At 44.8% G+C, this 13560-nt stretch carries 10 protein-coding genes; 4 read left to right on the forward strand and 6 right to left on the reverse strand.

From position 1 onward, the window contains the following. Positions 1-56: 56 nt before the first annotated feature. The 5 genes from pbpC to MHM98_RS13965 form a co-directional block, all read right to left on the reverse strand. Positions 57-2354, reverse strand: a complete 2298-nt coding sequence (gene pbpC / locus MHM98_RS13945; protein ID WP_239439964.1) for a penicillin-binding protein 1C — start codon at positions 2352-2354, stop codon at positions 57-59. After that, complete coding sequence (locus MHM98_RS13950) at positions 2354-7180, reverse strand: MG2 domain-containing protein (RefSeq protein WP_239439966.1); 4827 nt, start codon at positions 7178-7180, stop codon at positions 2354-2356. Before MHM98_RS13950 ends, pbpC begins: the two co-directional genes overlap by 1 nt. A 275-nt stretch (positions 7181-7455) precedes the next feature. Further along, positions 7456-7743, reverse strand: coding sequence for an antibiotic biosynthesis monooxygenase family protein (locus MHM98_RS13955; RefSeq protein WP_239439967.1), 288 nt, complete (start codon positions 7741-7743; stop codon positions 7456-7458). Positions 7744-7759: 16 nt separating this feature from the next. Next, positions 7760-7972 carry a SlyX family protein gene (locus MHM98_RS13960; RefSeq protein ID WP_239439968.1) on the reverse strand — a complete coding sequence of 71 codons (213 nt, stop codon included), beginning with the start codon at positions 7970-7972 and terminating at the stop codon, positions 7760-7762. Between the two features lie 15 nt (positions 7973-7987). Then, positions 7988-8956, reverse strand: a complete 969-nt coding sequence (locus MHM98_RS13965; protein WP_239439969.1) for a hypothetical protein — start codon at positions 8954-8956, stop codon at positions 7988-7990. 200 nt (positions 8957-9156) lie between these two features. Between MHM98_RS13965 and fkpA the strand changes: the two genes are divergently transcribed. The 4 genes from fkpA to MHM98_RS13985 all read left to right on the forward strand — a co-directional run bounded on the left by fkpA (position 9157) and on the right by MHM98_RS13985 (position 12508). Beyond that, positions 9157-9951: an FKBP-type peptidyl-prolyl cis-trans isomerase gene (gene fkpA, locus MHM98_RS13970; protein ID WP_239439970.1), complete on the forward strand. Its 795-nt coding sequence runs from the start codon at positions 9157-9159 to the stop codon at positions 9949-9951. Positions 9952-10162: 211 nt separating this feature from the next. Next, positions 10163-10708, forward strand: coding sequence for a cytochrome b (locus MHM98_RS13975; protein WP_239439971.1), 546 nt, complete (start codon positions 10163-10165; stop codon positions 10706-10708). A 12-nt stretch (positions 10709-10720) separates the two neighbouring features. After that, positions 10721-11293 carry a YceI family protein gene (locus MHM98_RS13980; protein WP_239439972.1) on the forward strand — a complete coding sequence of 191 codons (573 nt, stop codon included), beginning with the start codon at positions 10721-10723 and terminating at the stop codon, positions 11291-11293. Between the two features lie 111 nt (positions 11294-11404). Further along, entirely contained in the window at positions 11405-12508 is a 1104-nt protein-coding gene (locus MHM98_RS13985; protein ID WP_239439973.1) for a PQQ-dependent sugar dehydrogenase, read from the forward strand. On the opposite strand, the gene MHM98_RS13990 is transcribed toward MHM98_RS13985, so the two are convergent. Next, positions 12503-13495, reverse strand: coding sequence for a phospholipase A (locus MHM98_RS13990; protein ID WP_239439975.1), 993 nt, complete (start codon positions 13493-13495; stop codon positions 12503-12505). The genes MHM98_RS13985 and MHM98_RS13990 overlap by 6 nt on opposite strands. Between the last annotated feature and the right edge of the window lie 65 nt (positions 13496-13560).

The raw sequence follows: 13560 nt of genomic DNA on the forward strand, positions 1-13560 counted from the left end.
GAACGTTAGTTATTTTGACACTAAGTGTGGTTAAAAAACGCTAAAAGTCTTGAACATTATTCGACGAAAAAATTTACTTTATCCAATTGTCCTTGCATCGACAATGCAATTAATTGGTAACTTCCCTGATTTTTAACGATTAACTCGTTACTTTTATCGATTAACACGCCATTTAAGAACCAGAAAATTTGCTGTGTTTTTTGATTGGTAAGCAAAGGTAAGTGCAGAGCTTTAGCTTTTATCCGTATAAAATGACTTCCGGGTTTTATGGAGGTGATGATTAGTGGTTGTAGTGATTGTTGCTCAGGCGGACATTGACTACTGAGTCGCGGAAATCGTTGCTGATTTCGCAATTTGGAGGCCACCCAAGGATCAAGTGCTGGTGGCCATAAAGCGATTGTTTGTGCCTTTGCATCCTCGCTGGCACATAACAAATTGGCGCGTGTGCCGTCGGGCTCCAGATAGTAATTGTGTTGTAAGCGACTACTAAAATCAGGGCTTATACTCGCCAATGTACTTGGTGCTTGGTTATCAACTAGCCAAGCCTCTTTTAATTCTAGACAGTTTTCACTGGTTGATTCGCTAGCGAGTTTACCACTTGGCCAGCAGATCTTTTGTTGGCTAACGTTTGGTGGCCGTTGTGGCTGATAAGTATCATTAAGCTGATTGGCAGTTTGTAAAAACAATGGCAGCGCGTGATTGTTACCTGTGTTGTTGGCAACACTAACAGCATCGGCGCGGCCTATCCATACGCCGATAATGTAGCGTCCGGAAAAGCCAATGACCCAAGCATCGCGAAAATCGTAGCTGGTGCCAGTCTTCCAACCTATATTTGTGTTTTGATGTGCTGATAAATGCTCGCTCAATCGCCCTGGTTGTTGCTGTTGGCGCAGAATATTTTGAATTATCCATGCGCTTTGCGGCTCTAGTAAGAATCGCGGTGCTAACGGAGTGTCTTTGCGGTAACGCGGCGCAATTGCTTGCCCTTGGTTGATAAGGGCTGAGTAGGCAGAAACTAATGATTCGAGCTTGACGCCAACACCACCTAAGACGAGCGCTTTATTGGCACTCGCATAGCGTGGCCACCGCAGTTGTAATCCCGCATTGTTTAATCGGGCACTAAGTGCCTCACTAGCGCCGTAGTTTAATACTTGTAATACGGGTAAGTTGAGGCTGCGTAGCAAGGCGTCACTGGTGGAGACAGGCCCCGAATAACCGCCACTAAAATTGTGTGGCCGATAATCGCCTTTGATAATTGGCGTGTCGTGTAATAGAGATTGCTCGTGAATTAGACCGTTCTCAATGGCGTCGCCATAGACAAATGGCTTAAGTGTAGAGCCTGGTGAGCGAACCGCCTTGATCATATCAACATGGCCATAACGCTCATTATCACTAAAATCACCTGAGCCAAGGTAGGCTTTTACTTCGCCATTTAAACCATCCATCACTAAAACGGCAGCAGATGTCTTTGCGGGCAGACGGTGTAAGTAATCTTTGACTTGGTATTCTAATTGTTCTTGTAAGTTGCCATCGATAAAGGTGGCGATATCAGTCGCTAGATCTGACGGTTTAGTTGCTGATTTTAAACGACGGCTTAGCAGTGGCGCGATATTTGGTTGTGCAAAATAATCGGCGTAAATGGGATCGGCTTTTAAGGTATCGACTAGGCTACGAGGCCATTGCTGATAAGTCACCATGCGTTCTAGCAGTTTGTTACGTGCTTGTAGTGCTCGCTTAGGATAACGATCGGGGCGATAACGGCTAGGAGACTGTGGTAATACAGCGAGCAGCGCCGCTTCGTTGTGAGTTAGTTGCGATGCTGGCTTATCGAAATAAACGTAACTAGCGGCTTGAACACCTTCAATTGGGCCGCCAAAAGGCGCGATATTGAGATAAATCTCAAGAATTTGCGCTTTACTAAAATGCCATTCTAATTGCAGCGCGCGCAACATTTGATAAAGCTTACCGTTGATAGAACGCTTGTTAGGGTGGAGTAAACGCGCCACCTGCATGGTGATGGTTGAACCGCCAGAAATTGCTTTGCCGTGATAAATAGCTTGGCCAACCGCGCGTATCATCGCAAGGGGGTTTACGCCGGGGTGTTGGTAAAAGTGACGATCTTCATAGGTAAATAGCGCCTGCAAATAGTGAGGACTAACATCTTCGACTTTTACGCGATAGCGCCAAATGCCTTGTGCATTGGCAAAAGCACGCAGTGGTCGGCCATCACTATCGCTAACCACTACTGCGCCATCGTTGAGTTTAGATAAATCCAATGGCGCTAATTTATCGGCGATGGTCAGTGACAGTGCCACTGTTACCATCGCCGCGATAGCGCCTTGCCACCAACGCATTATTTGACGCGAATGTTCGCGCTGTTTTTGCCAACGGCGTTAACGCCTTCGAGGTACATGGCTTCTGCCATCACAGGTGGATGTTTGAAAATACCCGGTGTGACAGCTTGTACACGGTAAAACAGCTGGGTTTCGTTGTAAGAGTTAATAGAAATAGAGGCAATAAAGCGATCGTCTAAATTTCCCTGATAGTCAATGTTATAACGATTAATGTGATCGGTAATTCGACGGCCATCGATCATAAGATCAGTTAAACCAGCACTGGCATCAAAGTCGCTATTTTCTATTTCGAAACCTGCTGGCAGAAGGTCCACCACCATAATATCTTTGATATTGTCTTTATGGCTACGAGCGCGAATACGGACGATAAATTGCTCGCCACTCTGCACATTATCAATATCAATCGCACGCCCTTGCATATCGTAATAATCACGGCGGATACTCATGCCATTGGAAGCGCGATCTGGGGCAGTTTTTGGGTAGCCCTGTGAAATTTGATCGACAAACAATAGTTGATCAGAGGTATTCGTCAGCAGGCTGCTGTTAATCGCTGAACCATCGACGCGATAAAACGCGCGTCCTTGATCTGGGCCATTAAACTCGCTGTCACCGACGATAAGCTGATAGTTAAATTCATCACCAAAGTGTTGCGCTAACTGAGCGTCAGCAAGTACTAAAGCGAGGCGCTCTTGGGTGCTAAACCATTGTCTATTCTGTTTATCTTGCCATAGACTAAATGCAAGTTTTTGCGCCCATTGGCTATCGAGGTTGTGTTTCAGCAACAAGTTAATGATTAGCCCTTTATCGCGAATAACTGACGCGTAAGTACCGTTATAAACGCGTTGATAAGCCGTAGATTTTGCTTGTTTTAGCAGAGTTTTCGCGCTCTTTTTGTCACCCATTAGTTCAAAGGCGACCGCCAGCTGTACTAATGCTAGAGGCGATTTGCTGTCATTAGTGTTTTTCATCAATTGACGCATATGGCTTTGATTAGCACGCGATAGCGACGCTAATACCATAGCGGCATAGGAACGAGTGGCAAAGCGATAGTCTTCCATATCACCGTAACCGCTAAAATTACCGCGTCTTAGGTAGTAAGCAATGCGTTTAAGCAGTTTTTCTAATTGCGCATCTGGCACGAATACACCATTCTCTTGTGCCGCTAGCAACACCTGAGCGCCATAGACACTAAGCCAAGGTGCTTCTCGGTCGTTACCGCCCCAGAGGCTTAAACCACCGTTATAGGTTTGCATACTTAGAATGCGCGCAACGCCTTTATTGATAAGCTCATTGCGATCGATGTTAACTAGCTCTTTTTGCAACTCTTGTTGTGTTTTAGGTGCTAGTGCTAGCCACGGATAGAGGCGGCTACTTGTTTGCTCAAGACAGCCTAGCGGGAACTGATAAAGCTTGCTCACTTGATCGCTCAGATCAAATTGCGGCCTAGTGGCAATGCTAATGCTTGATTGGATATCAGGCAACCAACCACGGGTATTTGGCGCAAAAGAAAACTGCGCTTTAGGTGATAGCGTTTTACTCTCGCTGCGACGTTGTGCCGGATAAGGATGGCGCACGCTTAAATGCCATTGGCGCTGCGTGTTGTATGAATCGCCCTTGATATTAAGCGATATTGGCGCTTTATCATGCGGTTTGGTTGGCGCAGCGCTCAGCTTGATACTATCACTTTGTTTCGGTGCTAACTCGATGGCTTTATTGACGTCAATACCAAGCTCTGGTGCGCTGATTGACACAGCAAGTGATTGCACAATATCAGTGGTGTTAGTGAGATCGACCGACAAGGTTGCGCTATCGCCAATGGCTAGGAAACGCGGCATATTTATTTGCGTAACCACATCATCGGCAATGGTCATGGTTTGTTCATCGCTGGCGAACTTATCCTCGCTATAGGCGATGGCAAATAAGCGTAAGCGGCCATTGAAATACGGTACGGGAACATCAAAGCTCGCTTGGCCATTTTCGACTAATTGCGGCGCAGATAAATACGAAACAATTTGGACATGAGCACTGGCTTGTTGGCCGCCGCGATCCATTTCGGCGCCGCCGCCCCACAGAATATCTGCTTTGGCAAAATCATTGGGGGCGATTATTGCGCTAAGGTTGTCTTTGATTTCGATGTCATAACGACGCTTGGCAAAGAAGTGGGCAAAAGGATCTGGCGTTTTAAATTGATGAAGATTTAACACACCTACATCTACCGCCGCCAGCACAACATGGGTTGCTTGCGCTGCATTATCGACAGCTACCGTCACTTGCGCAGTGGTGTTTGGTTTGATTTTCTCTGGCGCATTGATAGAGAGTTTTAGTTTTCTATTCGCGCGATTTAGCGGTACGTGAGTGATTCCCAATGCGCGTTTAATGCCTGCATCTTTGCTCATTGGCGCTATAAGATAGGCTGTTAAATACACATCGTGTCGTTGCCAATCTTCAATAGGAACTTGCAGTTGGTTTTGTCCTTCTTGCAGACTAACTTGTTGTTGCCACAACACATCATCAGCCTCTAAACGCAACCATGCTTGCCCCGCATATGGCGAGTCGATGTTAACTAGTGCTGTTTCGCCAGCGCTATACGAGGCTTGATTGAGTGCTAAGTCAATTTGATCGGGACGGACACTGCCATTGTTTTGTTGTGACCAGCGCCAATACCAATCCTCACCGGCATTGAAAAATAGACGGGCAATTTGCTTGTCGGAATTGGATTTTACGATTAACTCATATTCTCCCCATTCAACGGGCACCGAGATAGCAAGTGGTTTATCTGCGGTTAGCGTTAGGTTGTCTTGCCATACTGGGTAGACACTTTCTCGTTTGTGACGCTGCCAACCTTCTTGACGGCTGTGCTCCCAGTAGTATTCCTTGTGATGGCGGAACAGGCTAACAAAGACTTCATCGTTTGCTAATGTGCCGCTGATATCACTGCGTACCAGTTCAAAATTCACTTGTGTTTCGCTGTCGCTGGTTAGATCGTCGAAATGTGGTTTTATGCCCAACATTTCACGGTGCGGCCACCATAAACGTTGGAATCCCTTGCTGACTTTACGGCCACTATTCTCATACAGATAGGCATAGCCATTGAGGGTGAGCGCTTGATTATATTTGTGCCACGTATCCTCAAGCATTAGCGTGCCTTTACCCGCTTGATCAAGAGTAATAATGTTAAGCTCATTGCTGGCGAGGGTGCCTTGTTGCTTATGCTCTCCGAAATAGAAATTTGGTAAGTTGGCAACCGCTTGGTCAGTGGTCTTTAGTTGCAATAGTCCATCAACTTTATGTTCGCTAGCCGGCGCGCCATAGAGGAATAAGCCGGTTAATGGTTGCTTGGCATTGCCAGCGCGAGTTAATGGCGCGGCATCTGCTGGCAGCTTAATTTCAAGGCGTTGCGGCATAAAGTCTTCAACGCTAAATTGATGATTAAACTGCTGGCTCGCTAAATTGAATTTCAGTTGATAGTGGCCTGTTAGTGCATCGGGAGCGATGGCGAAATCAAACTGATATAAGCCATCTTTTGGCGATAATAGGCGGGTTTTTAGAATATTGCCGTTGGGATCTTGCAGCTTAGCTTCAATTGGCATGGCGCTAACGCCGCGTCCGTCTTGATCTTTAAGGAGCCCATAATAAGTCACCGAATCGCCGCGGCGATAAAGATCGCGGGCGCCGAATACGAAAAGCTCTAACGCGCTGTTTTCAGTGCCTGCAATGGCGAAATCACTTAAATTAAGCGGTTGCTGGCGACGGGTGTTAATGACGCTAAAATCATCGCCACGAGTCAAAGTGATGAAAGCTAGGCTTTCGTTCTTTTTGATTTTAGTTTGCCCTAACGCATCGGTGGTTTGGATCTTACTCATGGTTTGGTATTGAGAGCCAAAGGCTTGCACCTTAACACCTGCGGCAGGCAAGGCGGTGTTTTGCTCTGCAACTGTCACCAAGAAATAATCACTGTATTCACGTACTTCATGGGTTAATTCGCTAATGGTAAAGCGGGCGATTTGATAAGATTCGTAATCATTTGGCGTGCGTAATACGGCGAAATAAAGGCCGGGCTCTTTTAATGCATCAATGTGATTGGTTGCCAGAACGCGTTCAATTCGCTGATTTTTTTGTGCCTTGGTATCGTATTTTTGGGTGCTTACCAATTCGCCGTCTTTGGCGAGGCGCTCAACTGACCATGAATATATGCTGCTAGTGCTGTTGTAAGACAGGAGATCGGCATAATTGGCGCCTTTAACACGATAAAAATTAACTTCCACCCACGGTTGGTTAATCACCATTACTGGCAAACCGTCGCTAAATTGTGGATTTAATACTGAACCGCGCTGGGTGAAAGAGGCTGTTGGCGTCAGGTGTGGGCTAGTGAATGTTTTCTTATGAAATTCTGAAACCGCTGTATTATCAGTGCTTTTTAGTGAGCGATCGACCACGATGTTATATTTGGAATCAGGCTTGATATTCACGTAATACGCATTAATACCTTCATCGTCTAATTGCCATGCTTTAGGGAGATAACCACTATTATCACTTAAGGTGATCGCCTGATTAATATCTTGGCTACGGTTTACTGGCTTACTAAACATCACCCAAGCCGCTGGCAGTCCATTGAACTCGCGATAGCCACTATTGACCACAGAGAACTCTTTGATTTTGCTGTAATCCTTTTTAACTTTTGCTGGCGCACTTGATGTCGCTGGAGACTGTGTTGTGGTTTGCTGGGCGTTAGATGTAGTCTTGTCTTTAGCTTCGTTTTTGTCGCCACAAGCGGTTAATTGAAAGGTTAAAAGCAAGATAATGAGCAGCGTTAATTTCCGTGTCATGACTGTTCCGTCTGTTTATGTGGCAAGGTGGTTTGCACACTATAATTTTGTGTTTCTGAATTGGGTGTGAATCAAAACAACGCCTTGTTGGCGTTGTTGATGTCACGGCAAGAGCATTATAATTTAGATTTCGATGCATCCTACGCAAATACGCCGTGAAAACATCCTTGTTGGCTCAATTTTTCATCCTTGAAAAATAAAATTTGCTCCATATACATCAAAATCTATCCCCTTATAGCGTTAATCTTTAAAACGCTCTCGCCGTGTTATTGATATTAAGTTAATGCAATGTAGCCTGCACCGCTTGGTGGCGCGCCAAACAAGATCATGGCGGCTTGCATTTCTTCGCTGGGAAAATTAGCTAACGAGCGTTGATGATCTTCCACACTGCGCCATTTCTCGATGACGGCAAATTTGTGCTCGTTGTCTGATTGACGCAATACTTCGCAACCTAAATTACCATCACAACCGCTAATATAAGGGACTAATGACGCTAGAAAAGCGGCTAGCTCGTCAGCTTTATCATTGGCAGCGGTAAAGTGATTAATCCTTGTAATAGACATTGTTGTTCCCTGTGAATTAATAGTGTGGCGGCGGTGGCTCTGGTAATTGTGCGCCCATTGGCGCTTGTGAGATTTCACCGAGTTTATTAGCAAGGTATTCTAATTGGGTGCGCTGACGATCGATGAGTTCGTTTAATAACGCAATTTCATTGCTCAAACTCTCGATAGTGTCTTCTTGGAAGGCGACCTTCATTTCCAAATCGTCGAGGCGTTGCTCGGTGTTACTCATGATATTTCCTGTGGATTAGCGGCTACTACCAATTTTCCAAAACTCGGCAAAGCCAGAACTGCTTTCGGTGACTAGTGTACCCGATTTTGTTTCGCCAATGGCATAAATAACCGAGCTAACTGGGCGCGAATCTTTGCGCGGTGTCACTTTCCACTCTTCTAACTCGATGCCTGAGCTTGTTTGCCAGCGATTAAGGACACGGCCGGGGCTGCCCGTGAAGAGTTGTTTCGAATCATTAGAAAACCTTACTGCGCTAAAAACACGGGAGCGAGACTGATATTGCAAGCGGCTAACTTCTTTACCTGTTTTTAAGTCCCAAATAGACGACTGACGCTGGCTGCCTGCACTAAAGGCATATTTCCCTGTGGTGTCTAAAGCCACTTTAGTGACTCGTGTTGGATGGACAAATCGGTGAATAACTTGCGCGGTTTGAGTATCCCAAAACAGCGCAGTGTAATCACTACTGCCCGATAGTGCATAGCGACCATTTGGCGAGATAGCAACGCTGTTAATTTTTTCACCGTGACCTAAAAACTCGATGCGCCTGCCGCTAAAGATATTGACGTGAACCACCACGCCGTTCACTTTACCGATGAGTAAATCGCCGTTGTTGGCAATGGCAATATCGCGAATAGTGGATTCGCGAACCTTGGAATAAGTGAGTGATTTGCCCGTTTCGATATCCCATACGACAAAGGCATCCTTTTCAGCGGATACAGCATATTTGTTGTTGTCAGATATTGCGGTAAAAAGCACGAGGTTTTCTTTACCTTGTGCCCAACGGTATTTCTGGGCGTTGGTTTTTAAGTCCCATAAAATCAGATCGTTAAAACTCGATGATACTAGCGCTAAGCTGGCGTCTTGTGAAATTGCAGCGGCGAGGGCGCCATCGGTTGCATGCTCCCAAATTTTTTCGGGTTTATCGCTATCGCTACACGCAGTAAGCGTGGCGATGAGGCAGAACAAAAATATCCGTTTGAGCATGAACTTTTACCTAACTTTTTTATCTATATGACACATTCGAGGGCGCATATTCCGATAATATGGTTCAAATGCAGGCTAATCAATAACTATCTTATTAAAAAGCTTGTATAACCAACTGAGAATATGGCATAAACACCAACACTTAAAATAATACGAAATGCCGCTGCAAAGTGGTGATTGACCCCGTTAAAGGAAGTTTCATGAACAAGATTTTAAAAGTTTCTGCGGTAGCCGCAGCATTGCTAACAGTTGCAGCTTGTAACCAAGAGAAAAAAGCTGAGCCAGTGGCTAAGGCTGCACCAGCAGCTGTTGAATTAAAAACAGATGACGAAAAAGGCGCTTACGCGATTGGTGTTTCATTTGCGAAATACGTAAACAAGAGTCTTGAGCAAGCGTCAGAAATGGGCGTAGAAGCAGATAAAGATTTAATCATTAAAGGTTTTAGCGACACTGTTAAAGGCAACGAAGTGCTAAATGACGAGCAAGTTCAAGCGGCGCTAATGGCTTACGACAAGAAGATGAAAGAAGTTCAAGCGGCTAAAATCGTTGCAGAAGAGAAAGTTTTCTTCGATGAGTACGCTAAAAAAGAAGGCGTGAAATCAACAGCGTCTGGCTTGCACTACGAAGTTGTTAACCAAGGCGAAGGTGAAAAACCAACAGCCGCTGATTCGGTAACTGTACACTACACAGGTACGCTAACTGATGGCACTAAATTCGATAGTTCACACGATCGCGGTGAGCCAACGTCATTCCCATTAGGCGGTGTAATCCCTGGTTGGACTGAGGGTCTGCAATTAATGAGCCCAGGTGCGGTATACAAATTTGCTATTCCTTCTGGAATGGCTTACGGCCCACGCGCAAACGGCGGCATTCCTGCTAACTCAATCCTACTGTTTGAAGTTGAGCTTATTTCTGTTGATAAGATGACTCCACCATCAGCAGATGATGCACCAGTTGGTGAAGTACAAGCTGACGAGCACGGTCATATTCACTAACAATTGAGTCGGTGGAATTAACGCCGAGTTAGAAAATTTAAAAATCCGCTGAGTTTTGGCTTAGCGGATTTTTTTTGCTTTATTACGGTGGAATATAACTTATTTCCATTCTATTACGAGTTATATGGAAACAATAACTTGTCAAATAAGCTATTTATTAAGAATAATTCTTATTTTATTATGAACCAATTCGAACAAGCGGTATCTATTTATGATGAAAAATACTCAACACAGTTACGGATACTTTGCTATTGGCATGCATTGGCTGGTAGCAATCGCGGTCTTTGGATTGTTTGGGCTTGGCTATTGGATGGTGGGACTAGGTTACTACGATCCTTGGTATAAAACCGGCCCCGATCTTCATCGCAGCATTGGTATGATCTTGTTGCTGCTAATGATAGTTCGCGTGGTGTCTCGCGTTATGCAGCCTCAGCCACAGGCTTTAGAAACGCATACGGCAATAGAGCGCAAGGCTGGTCATGCAGTGCATTTAGCGCTTTATTTGTTGCTGTTTTTTATCATGATCACTGGTTATCTAATTTCAACCGCCGATGGCCGTGGTATTGATATTTTTGGCTTGGTGACGGTGCCAGGTTTTGGTGAGCTGTTTACCAATCAAGAAGATTTAGCGGGAACTGCCCACGAATATGCTGCCTATGCTGTGGTTGCTATAGCTGTTTTGCATGCGCTGGCGGCATTAAAACATCATGTTATCGACAAAGATAATACCCTCAAACGAATGTTAGGAATGAAATAAGAGAGAAAGACTATGAAGAAATTACTTTTAGCTTCTGCGTTAGCTGGCGCATTACTAAGTCCAATCGCAAATGCGGCTGACTATATTGTCGATTACAAAGGCGCTCATGCTTCTATCAACTTCAAGATTAAGCATTTAGGCTACAGTTGGTTAACTGGCCGTTTCGATAAGTTCGACGGAAAATTTAACTACGACGCGAAAAATCCAGAAGCGACTAAGATTGTGGTTAATATCGATGCAACAAGTATTAACTCAAACCACGCCGAGCGTGATAAGCATTTGCGCAATGATGATGTATTGGATGTGTCAAAATACGCAGCGGCTAAATTTGAAAGCACGTCGGTTAAAGATCTTGGTAATGGCAAGCTAGAAGTTAAAGGCAACTTAACCCTACGTGGCGTGACCAAGCCGATTATTATCGACGCTGAAAAAATCGGTGAAGGTAAAGATCCTTGGGGTGGTTACCGCGTTGGTTTTAGTGGCACAACCCGCATTAAAATGGCGGATTACGGTATTCCAATTCAATTGGGGCCACAGTCAACACATGTTGATTTAGATCTTCATATTGAAGGTATCCGTCAGTAGAATTGATACTGAATTAAATAATTAAGAGGCCAAACATAGTGTTTGGCCTTTTTGTTTGGTCTTTGGCTTTTTATCAGTACAATCGAGTGAAAGATAACAACGGATAGAATTATGAAATCGCAGTGGATCAAAATCGCAGTCGCGCTGATAACGCTTGGAATGACGCTTCAGCTTAATGCTCAGCAGAAAGTTGATAAACAGCTAGTTGTAAAAGAGTCGGGTATTGTGTGGGGAATGACTTGGCTGCCTAATGGCGATATGTTGATGACTTTGAGAAAGGGTTTATTAAAACGCGTCAATAAAACCTCTGGTGAAGTTCAGATTATCGAGGGCCTACCAAAGATAGCGACAGGTGGGCAAGGTGGATTGCTCGATATCATTTTGCATCCAAATTATGCCGACAATGGTTGGCTTTATTTCTCTTATGCCAAGCGTGATACCAAAGGCCACAAAAGTACGGCCATTATGCGCGCTAAACTCAAGGGCAATCAGTTAGTCGAGCAGCAAGATATCTACGTGGCTCAAGCTTATAGTAACAGCGGCGCGCATTTTGGAAGTCGCTTGGCATTTGATAATCAGGGCTACTTGTATTTTTCCATTGGCGATCGCGGTCAGCGCGATCTTAATCCACAAAACTTAAGCCGTGATGGCGGTAAGGTTTATCGCTTGCACGACGATGGCCGTATTCCAAAGGATAATCCTTTTGTTAATCAACAAGGCGTGAAACAAGCGACATATTCATATGGTCACCGCAATCCACAAGGAATGATAAAACACCCAAGTAGTGGTGCTATTTGGACTCACGAGCACGGTCCTCGCGGTGGTGATGAAGTCAACATTATCAAAAGTGGTGAGAACTACGGTTGGCCTGTTATCAGCTATGGCATCAACTACAGTGGCACACGTTTTACTGACTTAACGGAAAAAGAAGGCATGTTACAGCCACTGTGGTATTGGGATCCTTCGATAGCGCCATCGGGTATGACCTTTGTTACCGGTAATAAGTATCCACAATGGCAAGGAAAGTTGTTGGTTGGTTCATTAAAGTTCGGTCAACTTGTGATGTTAACGCTAAATGGCGATAAGGTGACTAAGCAAGACATTGCGGTGGATGATCTAGTGCGAGTGCGCAATGTCACTCAAGCGCCAGATGGTTATGTTTACGTGGCGCTAGATGGACAAGGCGTTTTCAAATTAGTGCCGACTAGCTTATAGCCAGTCGGTTAACTTAATGCCAATACCGATTTGCTGGGTACGCTCGTTGTAATAAATCAGGCTTTCTCCATAGCCGTTGAAATACTCGACGTATCCTTGCAATCGTTTATTGATAGGGAAAGACCAGCCTAAAGTGATAGCCCCTTTGTTGTCTTTTTTGAGATTGTTGCGCAGCATCACGCTTAAGTTATGGTGCTCGTTAATTTGCCAAATCGCGCCAAATTCGCCTTTGCCGAGATAGTCTTCAATGTCAGGGTTGTCATCGCCTAAACCATCAGGTGTTTCTTTGGGATCTTCTGGAATACGCCACCAGGCTCTAACACCATAAATAACCGGGCCATGACTCATCACTAGGCCACCAATTATGCGGTTCCAGCTACGCGAAAATTCGCCGCCTTTACCGTTTGATTGATGATTGAATGACACATAAGTCATATCGATTGGTACGCCGAATAACTCCCAAGGCTCTTCGTAGGTGAATATGACTTCTGGCTCATAGTTTGTTTCGCGAAATGGCGCTGACAGCTCTGAGTTATAGGTTTGCCACCAGCTGGTTGCGGTGAAGGCAAACTGCATATCGATATTGTCAAAGATGAAATCTTGATAAGCGATGTATTTAATGGATATTTGAAACTTAGCTTCAACGGGATCGTATTCATCACCATCGAGAATGTGATCGTAAATATCGGTATCGACATTAGAGTAGGTAAAAGGCAGTAAATAGTTAGGCTTATGAGGCAAGATAGCAAATGGATTATCATTGACTTGCTGCTCATAATGGCCGCGCTGTGCCAAGGCGCTTAGTGATTCTTTTTCACATTGCTTACGCAACTCAGCAATGGTGGTTTCACTGCTAGCATTTTTTAATTGATTGCTCATGCAAACCAAAACAGCAGTTGATGGCGTTTCTTTGGTTGCGTCTTGAGCGTAGCTGATGACGTTAAACAATACCGCTGTGCTGACGAGAAGCGTGTGAATAAGTTTCATGGGGTTATCTACCTTGATTAAGTGCGCTGATTATATCGCTTAACGGTTATCTTGGTGAATCCCTG

Source organism: Psychrobium sp. MM17-31 (genome assembly GCF_022347785.1).
GTDB lineage: Bacteria > Pseudomonadota > Gammaproteobacteria > Enterobacterales > Psychrobiaceae > Psychrobium.